Annotated in this window: 12 protein-coding genes; 3 read left to right on the forward strand and 9 right to left on the reverse strand. The window is 71.5% G+C overall.

Going from position 1 to position 17669, the window contains the following annotated elements:
• Positions 1-10: 10 nt before the first annotated feature.
• Positions 11-1762 (forward strand): AMP-binding protein, encoded by a 1752-nt coding sequence (locus M4V62_RS36045; RefSeq protein WP_249591370.1) that lies wholly within the window; start codon positions 11-13, stop codon positions 1760-1762.
• Here M4V62_RS36045 and M4V62_RS36050 read toward each other — a convergent pair.
• The 4 genes from M4V62_RS36050 to malX all read right to left on the reverse strand — a co-directional run bounded on the left by M4V62_RS36050 (position 1713) and on the right by malX (position 5877).
• Positions 1713-2402 (reverse strand): HAD family hydrolase, encoded by a 690-nt coding sequence (locus tag M4V62_RS36050; protein ID WP_249591371.1) that lies wholly within the window; start codon positions 2400-2402, stop codon positions 1713-1715. The two genes, M4V62_RS36045 and M4V62_RS36050, sit on opposite strands and share 50 nt — an antisense overlap.
• A gap of 49 nt (positions 2403-2451) precedes the next feature.
• The gene (locus tag M4V62_RS36055; RefSeq protein ID WP_249591372.1) at positions 2452-2934 is read right to left on the reverse strand and encodes an Lrp/AsnC family transcriptional regulator; all 483 of its coding nucleotides are present in this window, start codon (positions 2932-2934) and stop codon (positions 2452-2454) included.
• Between the two features lie 117 nt (positions 2935-3051).
• Positions 3052-4254: a MalY/PatB family protein gene (locus tag M4V62_RS36060; protein WP_249591373.1), complete on the reverse strand. Its 1203-nt coding sequence runs from the start codon at positions 4252-4254 to the stop codon at positions 3052-3054.
• Between the two features lie 3 nt (positions 4255-4257).
• Positions 4258-5877, reverse strand: a complete 1620-nt coding sequence (malX, locus tag M4V62_RS36065; RefSeq protein ID WP_249591374.1) for a maltose/glucose-specific PTS transporter subunit IIBC — start codon at positions 5875-5877, stop codon at positions 4258-4260.
• 376 nt (positions 5878-6253) lie between these two features.
• On the opposite strand from malX, the gene M4V62_RS36075 reads away from it, so the two are divergent.
• Positions 6254-6412, forward strand: a complete 159-nt coding sequence (locus tag M4V62_RS36075; protein WP_249593239.1) for a hypothetical protein — start codon at positions 6254-6256, stop codon at positions 6410-6412.
• Positions 6413-6506: 94 nt separating this feature from the next.
• Positions 6507-8303, forward strand: coding sequence for a glycoside hydrolase family 15 protein (locus M4V62_RS36080; RefSeq protein ID WP_249591375.1), 1797 nt, complete (start codon positions 6507-6509; stop codon positions 8301-8303).
• Positions 8304-8312: 9 nt separating this feature from the next.
• Here the strand turns inward: M4V62_RS36080 and M4V62_RS36085 are convergent, their stop codons facing one another.
• The 5 genes from M4V62_RS36085 to M4V62_RS36105 all read right to left on the reverse strand — a co-directional run bounded on the left by M4V62_RS36085 (position 8313) and on the right by M4V62_RS36105 (position 17665).
• Positions 8313-9050 (reverse strand): class I SAM-dependent methyltransferase, encoded by a 738-nt coding sequence (locus M4V62_RS36085; RefSeq protein WP_249591376.1) that lies wholly within the window; start codon positions 9048-9050, stop codon positions 8313-8315.
• A 6-nt stretch (positions 9051-9056) separates the two neighbouring features.
• A complete protein-coding gene (locus tag M4V62_RS36090; RefSeq protein ID WP_249591377.1) occupies positions 9057-13499 on the reverse strand; it encodes an aminotransferase class I/II-fold pyridoxal phosphate-dependent enzyme in 4443 nt (1480 codons plus the stop codon).
• Positions 13500-13659: 160 nt separating this feature from the next.
• Positions 13660-15336 (reverse strand): right-handed parallel beta-helix repeat-containing protein, encoded by a 1677-nt coding sequence (locus M4V62_RS36095; protein ID WP_249591378.1) that lies wholly within the window; start codon positions 15334-15336, stop codon positions 13660-13662.
• A 5-nt stretch (positions 15337-15341) separates the two neighbouring features.
• Entirely contained in the window at positions 15342-16304 is a 963-nt protein-coding gene (locus M4V62_RS36100) for a UDP-glucuronic acid decarboxylase family protein (protein ID WP_249591379.1), read from the reverse strand.
• Positions 16301-17665, reverse strand: a complete 1365-nt coding sequence (locus M4V62_RS36105) for a UDP-glucose dehydrogenase family protein (RefSeq protein WP_249591380.1) — start codon at positions 17663-17665, stop codon at positions 16301-16303. Before M4V62_RS36105 ends, M4V62_RS36100 begins: the two co-directional genes overlap by 4 nt.
• Positions 17666-17669 lie beyond the last annotated feature (4 nt).

The following is a 17669-nucleotide window of genomic DNA, read 5'->3' on the forward strand; positions in this document are numbered from 1 at the left end:
AGCCGCCCCCATGCGTACAGATGACCAGCCGCTGCCTCCTGGTGACCGGCCGCTGCGTTTGCGAGTCGAGGACCAACTACGCGACCTGCGGGCCCGCCAGGACGGGGCGCGGCGCGGACGCCAGCAGGACACCGCGGAGCACCGCGCGGGAGTGCGCACCGTGCCGGGGCATGTGGAGCACTGGGCGCGGACCGCGCCGGACAGGGCCGCGCTGGTCTTCGGCGACGAGGTCATCTCGTACCGCCAACTCGACGAGCTCACCGACCGGTTGGCGGGCTGGCTCGACGCGCGGGGTGTGCGGCCCGGTGACCGGGTGGGCGTGCAGCTGCCCAACTGCCCGCAGTTCGTGATCGCGATGCTCGCCGTGCTGCGGGCCGGCGCGGTGCACGTGCCGGTGAACCCGATGTTCCGCGCGGCGGAGCTGAGCCATGAACTGCGGGACGCCGGGCCCGAGATCGTCGTCACGCACAGCTCACTGGTGGGGCTGCTCGACGAGGTGCGCGCGGGGACGGCCGTACGGGAGGTCCTCGTCGCCGACGACAGCGCGGCCTGGGATGCCGCCGTCGGTCACGCGCCGCTCGGCCGGACGGCCGACGACCTGGACGCGCTCGCCGCCCTCAACTACACCGGCGGCACCACCGGAATGCCCAAGGGCTGCGAGCACACCCAGCGGCACATGGTCTACACGGCCACCGCGCTCGACAACGGCCGCGGGCCACGGCCGTCGGACGACGGCATCGTCTCGCTCTGCTTCCTGCCGGTCTTCTGGATCGCGGGGGAGAACCTCGGGATCCTCGCCCCGCTCGTCTCCGGCGGCACCAGCGTGCTGCTGCCCCGCTGGGACCCGGCCGCCGTGCTCGCGGCGGTCGCGCACCACAAGGTCACCACCATGGCGGGAACGGTCGAGAACTACCTCGAACTCCTCGCCCACCCCGACTTCGCGCGCCACGACCTGAGTTCGCTGACGTCCCCGCTCACCGTGTCCTTCATCCGCGGACTCACTCCCGAACTGCGGGCCCGCTGGCGCGCGGCCGTCGGCGCGGACAGCGTGCTGCGCGAGGCGTCGTACGGAATGACCGAGACCCACACCAGTGACACCAACACGCTCGGCTTCCAGGACGGCGACCACGACCTGTCGGGCGACGCGACGTTCTGCGGCCTTCCCGTGCCCGGTACCGACGTCCTGATCCTCGACTTCGCGACCGGCGAACCGCTGCCGATCGGGGAGCCCGGCGAGATCACGGTCAGCGGCCCCTCGGTCCTCACCCGCTACTGGCGGGCCCCCGAGGCGACGGCGGCCGCCCTGCGCGACGGCCGGCTGCACACCGGCGACATCGGGCGCCTGGACGAGGACGGCTGCCTGCACTACCTGGGCCGCGACAAGGACATGATCAAGGTCAAGGGCATGAGCGTCTTCCCCGCCGAGGTCGAGACCCTGCTCGCCCGCCACCCCGATGTCGTCGCCGCGGCCGTCGTGGCCGTGGAGGACGCGGAGACGGGCCAGCGGCCTCATGCGTACATACGCACGGTGGCGGGCAGTGCGGTCACGGCGCAGGAGCTGCGGACCTGGGCCGCGGCCTCCATGGCGACGTACAAGGTGCCCGTGGTGGAGATCCTGGACGAGCTGCCCCTCACGGCGACCGGCAAGATCAAGAAGACGGAACTGGCGGAACGAGCCGCGGCGACGGCTGCGCCTACGCGTCCGGCGACACCTACGGTCGCGACACCGACGCCAGGTAGTCCCAGGCCGCCCGCGCGGTGAACTCGGCCTGTCCGCCCCGCAGCAGCAGATCCGCCGCGGTGAACGCGGGTGCGTCCGCGTGGGCGGTGACGTAGGGGATCGCGATGCAGCGCATGCCCGCCGCGTGCGCCGCCGTCGCGCCCGGGGCGGCGTCCTCCAGGACCACGCAGGCGGCCGGTTCGGCGCCGAGGAGCGCGGCGGCGGCCAGGAAGACGTCGGGCGCGGGCTTGCCCCGCGCGACCTCGTCGGCGGAGACGACGCTGGTCAGGAGAGTGTCGAGGCCGGTGCCCGCGAGGATCGCGTCGATGGCCGCCCGCGAGGACCCGGAGGCCACGGCCATCGGCACCCCCGCTCCGTGCAGCTGCTCCACGAGCTTCCGCATCTCCGGGAAGACGTGCGTGTCGGCGCGGGCGAGCGCGAGATAGCGCCGGTCGAGTTCGGTGAGCAGCTCGGCCACCGGTACGCCGATGCCGTACCGGTGCTTCCAGGTGGCGAGGGTCTCCTGGGTGCCGATGCCCACGTACTGCTCGTTGTCGGCCCAGGTGTACTCGACGCCGTGCTCGGCCAGCAGCTCGCGCGAAGCCTCGTAGTAGTTCGGCTCGCTGTCCACGAGTGTGCCGTCGAGATCGAAGATGACCGAGATGGTGCCGAGGTTGCTCATGCCCTCCAGCATGCCAAAGCCGCAGATCACCGCCGCACGGGCACCAGGATCACTTCTGCGCCGCGGAGGCCCGCCCGATCGACTCGACGAGCGGCAGCAGCCGGTGCGGGACACGCTCGCGCAGGGCCATCTCCGTACGGGTACGGACAACGCCCGGCATCTGGATCAGCTGCTGGACGACATCTTCCAGGTGGCCGTTGTCCCGTGCGACCACGCGGGTCAGGAGATCGCCGCCACCGGTGATCGAGAAGGCCTCGATGATCTCCGGCACGGCGGCGAGCGCATCGCCCACCTCGTCCAGATGCCCCTGAGTGACCTCGATGTGCACGAAGGCGAGCACGGGATGCCCGAGCGCGGCAGGAGACAGGGACGGCCCCGTCCCGGTAATGACTCCATCCCGCTCAAGCCGGTCGAGCCGGGCCTGCAGGGTGCCACGAGCGACACCGAGCACACGCGCGTACTCACGGACACTGGTGCGGGGCTGCTCCAGGAGGAGACGCAGGATGCGGGTGTCGAGTTCGTCGACGGCCATGGTGCGGGGGCTCCCGGGTACGAGGGATGAACCTCGTGACTGTACCAACGGAACCGTGCGGGCAGCCCGAGGCGGCCGGTCTGACCTGCGGATACCAAACCGGTGCCGCCTCACGCCTCAGCTGCCGTCGGCCCTCCGCTGAACCGCTCGTACCGCCTCGATCAGCGCGGTGACCCCCCGCTCGGCCTTGTTCCGGGGGCAGCCCACGTTCAGGCGTAGGTGGCCGGGGGAGCCGTATGGGGTGCCCGGCATGATGGCCACCTTTTGTGTCTCGACGAGTTCGCGCTGTAGCGCTTCGTCGTCCACTCCCAGGGGGCGGACGTCGATCCAGGCCAGGTAGCCGGCCTGGGGTGGAGTCCAGTTCAGGGGTGGGAACGCCTTGTTGAGGTGGTCGGCGACCAGTTGGAGGTTGCCGTGGAGGTAGGTGCCGAGGGCGTTCAGCCAGGGCTCTCCCTCTCGGTAGGCCGCGATGTGTCCGACCAGTGACAGCACCGCCGGGGACGACAGGCCGTCGGCCTCCTTGAGGTGGCGCAGGTACGCCTCGCGTGTGGCGCGGTCGCCGATGATTCCGTAACTGCCGGTCAGGGCAGGGATGTTGAAGGACTTGGACGCCGACGTCACCACCGCCCACCGCTCGTCGGGGCCGCCGTGCAGGGCCCAGGGGCGGTGGACGTACGGCGGGTGCGCGAGGTCCGAGTGGATCTCGTCGCTGATCACCGCGACGCCGTACCGCGCGCACAGTCCCGCGATGCGGTTCAGTTCCGCCTCCGTCCACACGTGGCCCGTGGGGTTGTGGGGCGAGCACAGGAGCAGGACCGACGTGTCGGGCAGCGCGAGCAGCCGTTCCAGTGCGGCCCAGTCGCCGAGCGGGCAGCCGAGCAGGCGTCGCTCGTTCGCGGCGACGGTCTTGGGGAACGCGTCGTACGTGGGGGTGTGGACCACGACGCCGTCGCCGGGGGCCGACCACAGTCCCAGGAGCCGGGCGATCTGGTAGATCACGGACGGGCCGTAGACGATCGACTCCGGGGCCACCTCGGTGGCGTGGCGCGTGCCGTACCAGTCGACGATCGCCGAGAGGAAGTCGTCCTGGCGCCAGCGGGAGTAGCCGAGCACGCCGTGATCCAGGCGGCCGCGCAGTGCGGACAGGACCTCGGGTGCCGTCTCGAAGTCCATGTCCGAGATGGTGAAGGGCAGGAGGCCGGGGACGCCGAAGCGGTCCTCCACGTAGTCCCACTGCGTGCACCAGGTGCCGTGCCGGTCCACGGGGGTGTCGAAGTCGAAGGCGTCGCCGGACTCGTCGGTGTGTGACGGGTGGTGCACTGCTCAGCCCACCCCTACCAGCGACGCGATCGCGTCCTTCACCGACTGCACCTGCGGGCCGATGATGACCTGCACGTTGTGCGCGTCGAGCTTGATGACGCCGACCGCGCCGAGCTTCTTGAGGCGGGCCTCGTCGACCTGTTCGGCGTCCGCGACCGTCATGCGCAGGCGCGTGATGCAGTTGTCGAGGGACTGGATGTTCTCGGCGCCGCCGATCGCCTTCAGGATCGCCACCGCGTCGTACTTTCCGGCGATCAGCTCGCGCGGAGCCTCCTCGGTGCCAGATTCCTCGGCCGCGACCGGGTCGGAGCCCTCGGCGTCGGCCTCCTCCGCCGCCGGCTCGTCGCGGCCCGGCGTCTTGAGGTCGAAACGGACGATGGCCCAGCGGAAGAGGAAGTAGTACACGGCGAACCACACCGCCGCGATGACGGGGATCAGGTACCACTTCGTGGTCGTGCCCTGCAGGACGCCGAAGACGAGCCAGTCGATGACGTTGCCGTCCGTGTTGCCGATGAACACCCCGAGCACGGCGGCGGTCAGGAACCCGAGGCCGACAAGGACGGCGTGGATCAAGTACAGCCACGGCGCGATGAACAGGAACAGGAACTCCAGCGGTTCCGTGATGCCGCCGACCACGCAGGCGACGACGCCGGAGATCAGGAGTGCCTTGATCTCGGGGCGCATCTTCTTGTTCGCGCAGTGGTACATCGCCAGGGCCGCGCCCGGCAGTCCGCCCAGGTAGACCGCCATCTTGCCCTGGGACAGGAAGTGGGTGGCGTCGGTGACCGCTTCGTTGGGCGCGTGGGAGCAGTTGAGCTGCGCGTAGAAGAGGTTGAGCGCGCCGGAGACGTTGTCCCCGCACACCGCGCCGGAGCCGCCCACGTCCGTGAAGCGGAACATCGCGACGAGGATGTGGTGCAGGCCGATCGGGCGCAGCAGCACCTCGCCCATGCCGAAGAAGAACGGGCCGAAGACGCCCGCGTGACCGATCGCGCGCCCGAGGTCGGTGATCCAGCCGTTGAACGTCGGCCACACCAGCGGGATCAGCAGGCCGAGCAGGCTGAGCGTGAGCGTGGAGATGATCGGTACGAACCGCAGCCCGCCGAAGAACGCGAGCGCGTCCGGCATCCGCTGGCCGCGGAAGCGCCGGTGCAGGACGCTGACAACGATGCCAACGGCCACGGCACCGAGCAGTCCCGTGTCGATGGACTGGATCCCGATGACGTCGGCGATGCCGTAATGGGCGATGGCATCGTTGTCATCGAAGTCGACGCCCTTGGCGGTGAGGTAGAAGTTCACCGCCAGGTTCATCGCGGCGAACCCGACGAAACCGGAGAACGCCGCCACGCCCTTGTCCTCGCGGGCCAGGCCCAGCGGGATGGCTATCGCGAACATCACGGGGAGGAACTTGAAGGCGACGAGGCCGGTGCTGGCCATCCACGTGAAGACGAGGTGGAAGCCTTCGCCCTGGAGGAAGGTCAGGTTGTCGGTGACGGCCTCGCTGGAGAGCGACGAGCCGATGCCCAGCATGATCCCGCAGAACGCGAGCAGGGCCACCGGGAGCATGAACGTCTTGCCGAGGCCCTGGAGGAATTCCCAGAGCGCGGACTTGGTCTTCTGCATGTGTGGGGGTCTTTCGGGCCTGAGCGGAGGCGTGCAATGACCGGCCCACGGGCGCGCGGGCCAGGACGGTGGCCGGTCACACACCGCACGCAGGGATCGCCTGCTGACCGGCGTGGCAGGTCCGTCGATCCACGCCGAAGGTCGATCGATCCGCCCGGACGGATGAGATCACAGCAGCTCGGGCGCTGTCCATGGGGGCAAGCGGCCCGCGCAACGCCTCAGGCGTCCCGCATCCGCGGCACCGCCCCACCCGCGACGAGCGCCGCGCCCGCGTACGCGGCGAGCACCCCGATCCCCGCCCACGGTCCGATCGGCAGCTGGTCCAGGTCGACGGTCGCCTGGATCGCGAGCCCGGCCGTCGCGGGGGCCGCCCGCCGTGCCCGCCGTCGGCGCCGAGCGCTTCCTGGCCATCGGCGACACCGCCCGCGCGGCCCTGACGCGTCTCCTCGCTGACGTGCAGCCGCCCGGCGATCTCCATCTGGCGGTGGTCGCGGCGTACGAATCGGGGCTCGTGGTGCCGAGGGCAGGGTCCTGAGCCCAGGCCCGGGGCCTGACTGCGCGCCCGCCGTACACCGCCCGTCCGCCGTAGACTGGAAGGGCGGCAATGTGCATGACGGCGTGACTCGATCATGAACGCACGCATCGAGGACTACGCCCTCATCGGTGACCTGGAATCCGCTGCCATGCTCGGCACGGACGGGTCGATCGACTGGCTCTGCCTGCCGCGCTTCGACTCACCGGCCTGTTTCGCCGCGCTGCTCGGCACGGCGGACAACGGATTCTGGCGGGTTTCCCCCGTCGGCGCAGGCCCGTGCGACCGGCGGGCCTACCGCCAGGACACCCTGGTCATGGATTCCCACTGGGAGTGCCCGGCCGGTGCCGTTCGCGTCACGGACTTCATGCCGCCCCGCGCGCAGCTGCCCTGCATCGTGCGCGTCGTCGAGGGCCTCTCCGGCGCCGTGGCGATGCGCAGCGAACTGCGGCCGCGCTTCAACCAGGGCCGTGTCGTCCCGTGGGTGCGGACCCAGGAGCACTGCACGGTCGCCGTGGCCGGGCCGGACGCACTCTGGCTGAGCGCCGACGGCCCGATGGAGATACGCGGCGGCGACCACACCGCCTCCACCGTCCTTGACTTCACCGTATCGGCGGGCCAGCGCCTCACGCTTCAGCTCGTGTGGGCGCCCTCGCATCTGCCCGATCCGCCCGCGCCCCTGAGCGTCCCGGCGGAGACGGCGCTCAAGGCGACCGGCGACTTCTGGCGGCGCTGGACGGCCCAGTGCCGCTACCAGGGCCCCTGGCGGGAGGCCGTCACCCGCTCGCTGATCACGCTGAAGGCCCTCACCTACGCGCCCACGGGCGGCATCGTCGCGGCACCGACGACTTCCCTGCCCGAGTGCGTCGGCGGCGAGCGCAACTGGGACTACCGCTTCTGCTGGCTGCGCGACTCCACGCTGACCCTGTCCGCCCTGCTGCGCAGCGGCTACCGGGACGAGGCCACGGCCTGGCTCGACTGGCTGGTGCGTGCCGTGGCCGGTGACCCCGCCGATCTCCAGGCGGTGTACGGGGTGGAGGGACAGCGGCGGCTGCCGGAGGCCGAGGCGCCGTGGCTGCCCGGGTACGAGGGGTCGCGGCCCGTACGGTTCGGGAACGCCGCGGTCGATCAGCTCCAGCTCGACGTCTACGGCGAGGTTCTCGACACGCTCTACCTGTCCCTGCGGGCGGGCATTCCGATGCAGCCCCATCTGTGGAGCCTGGTGGAATCACTGATGAGCCATCTGCAGGAGCACTGGCGGGAACCGGATCAGGGCCTGTGGGAAGTCCGGGACTCCCGGCGGCAGTTCGTCCACTCCAAGGTCATGTCGTGGGTCGCCGCCGACCGTGCCCTGCGCATGGGTGAGCTGCTCGGCAGGGACGAGTCCGCGGGGGAGTGGCGCGCCATGCGGGACGCGGTCCACCGGGAGGTGTGCCACGAGGGGTGGGACGACGGACGGAGGTCGTTCGTGCAGTCCTACGGATCGCCCGTCCTTGACGCATCGGCCCTGCTGATCCCCAAGGTCGGCTTCCTGCCCGCCGACGACGTGCGCGTGCGCGACACCGTCCGGGCGATGGAGGCACTGGACCACCACGGATTCGTGCGGAGGTACGCGTACGACGGCGGGGGCACGCACGACGTGGACGGCATGCGTGGATCCGAGGGCACGTTCGTGGCGTGTTCGCTCTGGTACGCCGACGCGCTTGCGGCGACCGGCCACCTCCGTCAGGCGCGCGAGACCTTCGAGCGCGTCCTGGACGTCCGCAACGACGTGGGCCTGCTCGCGGAGCAGTGGGATCCGGTCGGCCGTCGCCAACTGGGCAACGCACCCCAGGCGTTCAGCCACATCGCGCTGGTGGAGACGGCGTTCGCACTCCAGGAGGCGGGCGCCTGAGCAGCGAGGTCACGCACCGCGCCTCGCCGCCGTCAGGAGCACCATTCCGGAGTCCCCGTAGTCCGGCAGCGTCGGGTCGGCGTCGATCCTCGTGACCGTGAGGTGCTCGGTGAGCGGCGCGAAGACCTCGGTGACGACGGCCGGGTTCACCGGGCAGCCGGGCCAGCGCGACGCGGGCCCGATGCGGTACGTCGGCATGTTCTCCATGAACGCCGCGACGAGATGGCCGCCCGGCGCGACGGAGCGCACGAAGCGGTGGCAGAAGTCCGTGAACTCCGTGAAGTCCTCGGTGACGCCCTCGGCCACGAAGTTCATCGACGCGATGTCGTACGTGCCGGGCGGCAGCGCCCGGATGTCGCCGTGCACCACGCGCACACCCGCGAGCGCCTCCACAAGCGTCGGGGGCAGATCGGGGTTGAGGCGGCGACACAGCGCGTGGAACGGCAACCAGCTCTCGTCCGGCCCCTGTTCGAGCTGCCGGGTCAGATAGGCGACGCCCGCCGCGCTCGCCTCGACGGCGTCGATGCGGCGACTCGCGGCGGCGGCGAGGATCAGCGGATAGAGGTTGGGTCCGGCCCCGAACTCCAGGGAGCGTGCGGCGCTTGCCGGGGCGAACTGCCGGTAGAAGGCGCAGTGGTGAGCGATGACCGCGGCGTCGGAGGGGTGCAACTCGCGGTAGTTCTCGCCGAGATAGTCCTGCACGGGCCAACTGTCCCAGTCCACGTCGTCGTTACGGGTCGGGGCCATGGCGTGTCAGCTCCCCGGTCGCAGCGGGAACCGTTCGGACAGGCGCGTCAGGGCCGCGTTCAGCCGGTCGATGTCCTCGTCCGAGTTCAGGGCCGTGAGCTGCACGCGGAAGCCGACGCGGTCGTGCGGCACGAGCGGATAGGCCGCAAGGGTCACGTAGATGCCCTGCTCCCACAGGAATCCGGCCACCGCGTCCAGGTCGGATCCGTCGGCCAGGGGAATCTCCACGATCGGCAGCTGATCGGAGTTGAGCGTGTCGATGCCGAGCCCGGCCACGTGGTCGAGCACCCGGAGGGTCTTGCGGTGCAGATCGGCGCGGATGGCGTCGCCGCGCCGGTCGTTGACCTCCAGGCCGGCGAGCGCGGTGGCGAGCGAGGCCGTGGGCGAGGGCCCGGAGTAGAGGTAGGGGGCGGCGGAGACCTTCAGGTGGTCCTTGAGCCGGGACGGCAGGGCGAGGAAGGCGAGCAGCGACGAGTAGGCCTTGGAGAAGCCGCCGACGAGCACGATGTTGTCGTACGTCTCGCCGGTGTGCCGTACGACGCTGTTGCCGCGCAGTCCGTACGGGCAGGGCTCGTCGGCGCCGCGCTCTCCGACGACGCCGAATCCGTGGGTGTCGTCGATGTACAGCGTGGCGCCGAAGTCCCGGCACATCCCGGCCAGTTCGGGGATGTCGGCGATGTTCCCGCTCATGCTGTTGACGCCGTCGAGGCAGACCAGGCGGGCCGTGCCGCTGGGTGCCGCACGCAGCAGGGCGGCCAGTTCGTCGGGGCGCTCCGCGTGGAACCGCCGCAGCGTCGCGCCCTGACCGCGGGCCGCCACGCAGCCGTCGTACACCGTGCGGTGCGCCGTGGCCTCGACGAAGACCTCGCCCTTGTCGGCGAGGACGGGGATCACCGAGGCGTGGATCAGCGTGGCCGTCGGGAGCAGCAGGGTGTCGGGCGCTCCGAGCAGCGCGGCGAGCCGCTCCTCGATCTCGGGGTAGAGCCGGGGGCTGCCGAGCAGCCGGGACCAGCTGGGGTGCGTTCCCCAGCGGCGTACGGCGGGTTCGATGGCGTCGATGATCTCCGGATCGCAGTCGAAGCCCAGGTAGTTGCAGGAGGCGAAGTCGATGAGCCAGTGGTCCCCGCTGCGGATGTGCCGGCCGCGGACCTCGTCCAGGACGCAGTCGCTCATCGGGCTGGTCCGCCGCAGGTGGTCGAGATCGCCCCAGCGCGGATCCCGCGGCGCTTCCAGGAGTTCGGTGTCCGGTTCGCTCATGGTGCTCTGCCTCTCCGAGGGGATCGGGGCGGCCGGGGCGGCCGGTGGGGCGACAGCGACGGCGACAGCGGGAGTGGCAGGCGCCACCCGGCTGCCCCGCGCGGCCCTGGGGCCCGTGGCGGCACCGTTGCTGCCCCGGCGCAGGCGCAGCAGCCGCTCCCCCTGCTCGGCCGTCAGCGGCCGTGCGAAGAGATAGCCCTGCCCGAACCCGCAGCCCATCCCGGCCAGCAGGTCGCGCTGCGCGGACTGCTCGATCCCCTCGGCGATGACCTGCAGGCCCATCGTGTCGGCGAGGTGCACGATTCCCTCGACGAGGGCGAGCTGCCGGGCGTCGTCGGCGATGTCGTCGATGAACGTCTTGTCGATCTTGAGTACGTCGATGGGGAACTCGCGGAGGTAGCGCAGCGAGGAGTATCCCGTGCCGAAGTCGTCGACCGCGATCCGGACGCCCAGGTCCTTCAGCGCCTGCATGACCGCCTGTATCTGTCCGTCCCGCCGCATCAGTACTGACTCGGTGAGCTCCAACTGCAGGGAACCCGGGGCGAGTCCGGGTGTGTCCAGGGCCTTGCGCACCTCGTCGAGGAAGCCCGCGTCACGGAACTGCCGCGCGGACACGTTGACGCTGATGTAGGGGCGACGGGCCCGGGAGGGCCCCACACCCTGCAGTCCGGCGATGTCCGCCGCGGCGTTGCCGAGGACCCAGGCGCCCAGCGGCGTGATGTGCCCGGTCTCCTCGGCGAGCGGAATGAACTGCTGCGGCGGGACCAGGCCGCGCCGGGGGTGCGGCCAGCGGGCCAGGGCCTCGAAGCCGACGATCTCGGCCGCGTCCGCCGCACCGCCCGCCCGGCCGCCGTTCGCGCTGATGTCCACGACGGGCTGATAGCGCAGCGCGAACTCCTCGTCGGCGATGGCCCGGTCCAGGCCCGCCTGCAGGTCGTGCCGCTCCCGCATGCGTACGTGCAGCCGCTGCTGGAAGCGGCGCCACTGGCGCTTGCCCGCGGCCTTGGCGGCGTACAGCGCAAGGTCGGCGTGGGCGAGGAGCTCCTCGGCGCCCGCGCTGTCCGCGGCCGTGGACACGCCCACGCTCGCCGAGACGCTCACGGAGTCGCCGGACAGGTGGAACGGCCTGCTGAGCGCCTGCACCACCTGCGCGGCGAGGATCTCGGCGTCGACGGGCCGCTTCGCGTCCTCCATCAGGACGGCGAACTCGTCGCCGCCGAGGCGGGCCGCGGTGTCGCTGCGGCGCAGCGACCGCGAGAGGCGCGATCCCACCGCGGTCAGGAGCCGGTCGCCGACCGAGTGCCCCAGCGTGTCGTTGACGACCTTGAAGTCGTCGAGGTCGATGAAGAGCACGCAGGTCAGCGTCGACTCGCGGCGGCCTCGCAGCAGTGCGCGCTCGATGCGCTCCAGGAGCAGCGTCCGGTTGGGAAGGCCGGTCAGCGCGTCGTGGAAGGCCCGCTGGGTGAGCTCGTGCTCCAGCTGACGCTGCTCGGTCACGTCCCGCAGCGTGACGACGAGCCCGCGGACGGTCGGGTCGTCGCGCAGGTCGCTGCACCGCACCTCCACCTCGATGCGCCCGCCGTCCCGCGGCATCCACCAGTAGTCGTGGGGCTCGTGCCGCGCGCCGCTGCGCATGGCTACGAGCACCCGCGCCGCCCGGTCGCTGTCGCGCGGGTCCACAAGGGCGGGCAGCTCCGCACCGATCAGCGGGGCGTCCCCGAAGACGGCCTGCGCGGACGGGCTTGCGTACCGGACGGTGTCGTCGTCGTCGACGATGAGGATGACGTCGGAGGCGTTGCGCACCAACGTACGGAAATACGCCTCGCTCTCCCGCCGGATGATCTCCTGGCGCAGTGTGATGCGCTCCTTGGCCAGGCCCGCGTGCGAGGCGAGGATCTCCAGGGAGCCCCAGATCTCGGTGAGCTGCTTCTCGGCGCCGCCCGCGATCAGCACACCCGGCGGCTCCGCCCCGGCCGGGCGGTCGCGCTGGATCATCGGGCAGAGCAGCGCGCGCTGCTCTGCCCCGAAGCGGGCGGCGATCTCCGGGCCGAGGGCGGCGGCCCGCACCAGATGCGTGCGGTGCAGGTCGAGGGCGGCGTAGGGGGCCGGTGGTGCGTCGCCCGGCTCCAGGACCAGGGTCCAGGAGCGGGTTCCGGGACCGGACAGCGCGGCGACCGTCGTCTCGCAGGTCTCGGTGATCTCCTCCGTGGTGATCGCGGCCACCAGCGATGCGGCAGCCCCGCGCAGCGCGAGCTCACGGTCCACGGCCTTGCGGTGCGCCACGACCATGCCCGCGAGCCGCAGGATCACCAGGAGGAACAGCGTGCCGGAGAAGGCGGCGATCACGGCCGCGTCATGGGCCCTGTCGAGCAGCCCCTCCGCGAGCAGGATCGCCGGGGCGATGAGGGTGGCCGCGGCGAGCAGCACGAGCCTGCGCGGCGGCGGGAGCAGGCTCTGGCGCTGATGCGTGTAGGCGGTCAGCTCCACCATCGAGGGGTGCAGCGCGGCGAGGCCCCACGCCGTGTAGAACACGATCCAGCCGGTGTCCAGGAGCGTGCCCGCCTGCCACAGGCCGTTGAGCTGCAGAATCCCGTACGCGATGTCGAAGACGAGCAGGGTGAGCGTGCCGAGGACGAGCAGGTGTACGGCGGGATTGTGGCCGGTCACGAAGCCCGGCGTGAGCAGCCGGGCCAGGAGGGCCAGGACCAGGACGTCACCCAGCGGGTAGGCGATGCTGATGGCGCGCTGCGGCCAGGTCAGGCCCTCGACCTCGGTGAGCGGCTGGACGAGGTAGACCCAGACGGGCAGTGCGAGCCCGCCGGTGATGATCAGCGCGTCCAGGAGGCTCGGCAGGTCACGGCCTGCCCAGCGGTAGCGGACGAGGCCGAAGAGGCCCGCCGCGAGCAGCGGATACACCGCGAGGTAGCAGGCGTCCGCCGGTGAGGGGAAGGGATTCGACGCCTGGAAGTACTGCTCGACCACGTTGTAGTACGTGTCGCCCGCGGCGAAGGCCAACAGCCCGGCCGCAAGGACCCACCACGGCCAGCGGTGCGCGGGGCGGTGGACGCGCACCCCGACGAGGACGGCCGCGACACCGCCGAGCCCGATGAGCGCCCAGAGCGGGGCGCGCAGGCCCGGCACCGTCATGTAGACGGCGGTGAGAACGGCGACCAGGGCGAGATAGGCGGCCATGAGCCGATGGGCGCGCGGGTGTCCCCGAGGATGTGCCCGAAGCAATGGCAAAGCGCCTCCCTGCGTGGCAGGGACACCCGGCCGAGAACACGCGTCAACCTGGGGTCTCGCTGCTTCGATCGTAGGCCTGGGCGGCGGGCGCCTGCATCTTCTGCCGGCTTCAGTCCGGCGCGGGCACCGCGGCCCCGACCGGCGGAGGCGTACCGACGGTGCGGCCGAAGTAGTCGACGGATCCGGGGTCGATGCCGAACAGCTTGCGCAGGTCGAGGCCCTTGTCCGCGAGGGCGGCGCAGTCCGGTGCGAGGCGGGGTGCGTCGCCGGGGGATTCGACGGCGGGCAGCTCGCCACCGGCGAAGCAGGGGTCGACGGTCAGGCCGGACGGCTTCCCGTCGACGCGTTCCTGGCCGGTCGCCTTCCGCCATGTGTCGAGGCCGGTGTAGGCGTGGTCGCCCCACTGCACGACCCACTGTCCCTGCGGCGCACGGTAGTTGTTGCCCTGCACCAGGACATTCTTGGCCGTGAGTCCCCGGTCCACCAGGGCCAGCGGGGAGCCGTCGGTGACGAAGGTGTTGTTGCGCACGGTGACGCCCGTCTGGCCGTCCATCAGGCGCAGGGCGGGACCGCTCTTTCCGTTCTCCAGAGCCGTCATGACCACGGTGTTCTGGTAGATCCGCAGGTTGCGCACGTCGTGGCCGTAGACGGCGAGCCCGCCGAAGCGCGGCAGCTTGCGGCCGTCGTCGGACGTGATGTTGTAGCGGATCGTGTTGTCGGTGTGCGCGCCGTTCGCCTTGCGGGTGTAGGCGTAGAAGCCGGGGCCGTCGTTGTGGAACGCCAGGTTGTACTGGATCGTCGAGTCCGAGACGTTCTCGTCGAATCCGAACCCGGCACCGTCGACGTCGGAGCCCGTGTGGTTGCGGTAGGCGGTGTTGTGCTCCAGGAGCACGTCCGTGGCGTCGTAGGCCCAGATGCCCACCGGACCCGATGGTGCCTCGGTGGCCGAGGTCGATCCGTTGTCGTGGGCGCTGGAGTCGCGCACCGTGGCGTGGCGCACGGCGCCGAGGATGATGCCGTCGCCGGTGTGGCGCTCGACCGCCTCGGGATCACCGGTGTTGCGGTACGCGTCGACGTCCGAGATGTCGAAGTCCTCGTGCGCGTAGGAGGGTTGGCCGGGGTCGAACTGCGGGCCGTACGTCAGGAGGCCGGCGTCCTTGTTGCCGTGCAGTTGCGCCTGGCGGATCGTCACATTCTTGAATCCGTTGCCCTTCTCGGTGCCGCCGACCGCGATGCCCACCTGGAATCCGGAGACGGTGACGCCGGAGACGGAGACACGGTCCAGCTTTCCGCCGCCCGGACGGTCGGCGTAGAGATTGATGCCGCCGTCGCGGGCGTAGGCGGCGCGGTCCCCCTTGACGGTGAGATCGCGGATCTCCACGCCCGCCGTGTTGTGCACGGAGATGCCGGGAGAGCCCTCGGCCTCGACCGTCGCCCGCCCCTCGCCGTACGACCCGACCACCACCGGCCGGTCCGCACTGCCCGCCTCGGTGCCGTTCACGGTGATGGTGCCGGTGAACCGGGCGCCGCCTTCGAGCAGCAGCCGGTCGCCGGGTTCGAGCGCCACGCGCTCGGCACGGGCGAGGGTCCGCCAGGCCTGACCGGGCGACGAGCCGTCGTTCTGGTCGTCGCCCTCGGGGCTGACGTAGTACGAACCGGCCTTCGTCTCGGGCGCGTAGTGGGGCGTGGCCGCACAGCCGCTCGCGCCGATCAGCACGATCGCGGCGGTGAGGACGCCAGGACCGGTGCAGCGCCTGGCGGCGGCTGTGGCGGCTTTCCTGCGCATGGGGATCAGGCCTCCACCGGTATCCGAGGGAGCGGCGGTCCGGACCGTGTGGCGAACCACGCCACCGTGCGCCGCAGCCCCTCGTCGAGGGGGACGCGCGGCATCCAGCCGAGCTGTTCCACGGCCCGGTTGATCACCGGGCGGCGGCGGGTCGGGTCGTCGACGGGCAGCGGGCGGTAGGCGATGCGCGAGGGCGATCCGGTGATGCGCAGGACGAGCTCCGCGAGCTCGCGTACGGTGCGCTCGCTCGGGTTGCCCAGGTTCACCGGTCCGCTGCGGTCGCTGTCCAGCATCGCCAGCAGGCCCCGGACGAGGTCGTCGACGTAGCAGAAACTGCGGGTCTGACTGCCGTCGCCGTAGAGCGTCAGCGGCCTGCCCGCCAGGGCCTGGCGGACGAAGGTGGAGACCACGCGTCCGTCGTGCGGCCGCATCCGCGGACCGTACGTATTGAAGATCCGTACGATGCCGACGTCGACGCCGAGGCTGCGCCGATATGCCATGGCGAGCGCCTCCGCGAACCGCTTGGCCTCGTCGTAGACGCTGCGCGGGCCGACCGGATTGACGTGGCCCCAGTACTCCTCGGGCTGCGGGTGGACCTCGGGGTCGCCGTAGACCTCGCTGGTGGAGGTGAGCAGGAAGCGGGCGCCGTGCCGCTGCGCCAGGCGCAGGGCGTTCTCGGTGCCGCGGCTGCCGACGGCCAGGGTCTGAAGGGCGAGGCGGTGGTAGTCCGGCGGGGACGCGGGGCTCGCGAGGTGGGCGACGGCGTCCACGGGGCCCGGCACGTCGAAGGGCTCCGTCACGTCGGTGCGCAGCAGCCGGAAGCGGGGTGCGCCGCGCAGGTGGGCGACGTTCTCCGGTTCACCGGTGCAGAAGTTGTCCAGGCAGCAGACCGTGTCTCCTCTGCGCAGCAGGGCCTCGCACAGATGGGAGCCGACGAATCCGCCGCCGCCCGTCACCACGACCCTCATGACGCACCTCCGGCGAGCGCGGCCACCTTGGCCTGGGAAGGGACGGGCGGGGAGAGCCGCGGCCGGCCCGGGGCGTGCACGGCCCAGCCGGCCGCCGCCCAGGACCGCGGGTCGAGCCTGTTGCGGGCGTCCAGGAGGACGGGGGAGCGCACCAGCGTGGCGAGCGCGGCGGGGTCGATGTCCTGGTACTCCGGCCAGTCGGTCAGATGCAGGACCAGATCGGCGTCCTCGCACGCCTTGTCGACGTCCAGGGCGTAGGTCAGCTCGGGATGGACGGCGCGGGCGTTGTCGACGGCCTCCGGGTCGTGCACGCGGACCTCCGCGCCTTGCTGGTGCAGGGCCGCCGCCACGACCAGGGCGGGCGAGTCGCGGACGTCGTCGCTGCCCGGCTTGAACGCGGCGCCGAGCACGGCGATCCTGCGCCCGGTGAACGAGCCGCCTAGCAGCCGGCGTGCCCGCTCGACGGTGCGCTGCCGCTGCCGGGTGTTGATCCGGTCGACCTCGTGCAGGAACGCCACGGCCTCACCGGCGCCGATCTCCTCGGCGCGGGCCGCGAAGGCCCGGATGTCCTTGGGGAAGCAGCTGCCGCCGAAGCCGAGCCCCGGTGCGAGGAAGCGGGGGCCGATCCGCGAGTCCGCGCCGATGGCCCTGGCCAGGACCGATGCGTCGGCGCCCGCGGCGTCGCACACCTCGGCCATGGCGTTGATGAAGGAGATCTTGGTGGCGAGGAAGGAGTTCGCCGCCACCTTGACCAGTTCCGCCGTCGCCGGGTCGGTGCAGAAGAACGGCACTCCGGCGGCGATCATCGGCGCGTAGATCGCCCGCAGGACGGCCTCGGCGTGCTGCGACGTGACGCCCACGACGAGCCGCTCGGGCCGCATGGTGTCCTCGACGGCGGATCCCTCGCGCAGGAACTCGGGGTTCCAGGCGACCTCCGTGCCGGGCGTCATGTCGGCGAGGCGCTCGGCGAGCCGTGCCGCCGTGCCCACCGGCACGGTCGACTTGCCCACGATCAGAGTGCCGGGCCGCAGATGCGGGGCCAGGCCGTCCACGACGGAGTCCACGTACCGGAGGTCGGCCGCCTTGCTGTCGGGGCGCTGCGGCGTGCCCACGCACATGAAGTGCGTCCCGGCGAACGCGGCGCCCTCGGCGAGCGAGGTGGAGAAGCGCAGCCTGCCCGAGGCGACGGTCCTGGCGAGCAGTTCGTCGAGGCCGTCCTCGTGGATGGGCGCCCGGCCCGCCGACAGGGATGCGATCCGTTCGGCGTCGATGTCGATGCCGAGGACCTGGTGGCCGATGTCGGCCATGCACGCGGCGTGCACCGTTCCCACGTAACCGGTGCCGATCACTGTCATCCGCATGACG

It is taken from the genome of Streptomyces durmitorensis (assembly GCF_023498005.1).
GTDB lineage: Bacteria > Actinomycetota > Actinomycetes > Streptomycetales > Streptomycetaceae > Streptomyces > Streptomyces durmitorensis.

Excerpts from the sequence above, each read along its gene's own strand:
- M4V62_RS36045 (WP_249591370.1), top strand. The coding sequence starts at position 11 with ATGCGTACAGATGACCAGCCGCTGCCTCCTGGTGACCGGCCGCTGCGT.
- M4V62_RS36050 (WP_249591371.1), bottom strand. The coding sequence starts at position 2,402 with ATGAGCAACCTCGGCACCATCTCGGTCATCTTCGATCTCGACGGCACA.
- M4V62_RS36055 (WP_249591372.1), bottom strand. The coding sequence starts at position 2,934 with ATGGCCGTCGACGAACTCGACACCCGCATCCTGCGTCTCCTCCTGGAG.
- malX (WP_249591374.1), bottom strand. The coding sequence starts at position 5,877 with ATGCAGAAGACCAAGTCCGCGCTCTGGGAATTCCTCCAGGGCCTCGGC.
- M4V62_RS36080 (WP_249591375.1), top strand. The coding sequence starts at position 6,507 with ATGAACGCACGCATCGAGGACTACGCCCTCATCGGTGACCTGGAATCC.
- M4V62_RS36085 (WP_249591376.1), bottom strand. The coding sequence starts at position 9,050 with ATGGCCCCGACCCGTAACGACGACGTGGACTGGGACAGTTGGCCCGTG.
- M4V62_RS36090 (WP_249591377.1), bottom strand. The coding sequence starts at position 13,499 with ATGGCCGCCTATCTCGCCCTGGTCGCCGTTCTCACCGCCGTCTACATG.
- M4V62_RS36095 (WP_249591378.1), bottom strand. The coding sequence starts at position 15,336 with ATGCGCAGGAAAGCCGCCACAGCCGCCGCCAGGCGCTGCACCGGTCCT.
- M4V62_RS36100 (WP_249591379.1), bottom strand. The coding sequence starts at position 16,304 with ATGAGGGTCGTGGTGACGGGCGGCGGCGGATTCGTCGGCTCCCATCTG.
- M4V62_RS36105 (WP_249591380.1), bottom strand. The coding sequence starts at position 17,665 with ATGCGGATGACAGTGATCGGCACCGGTTACGTGGGAACGGTGCACGCC.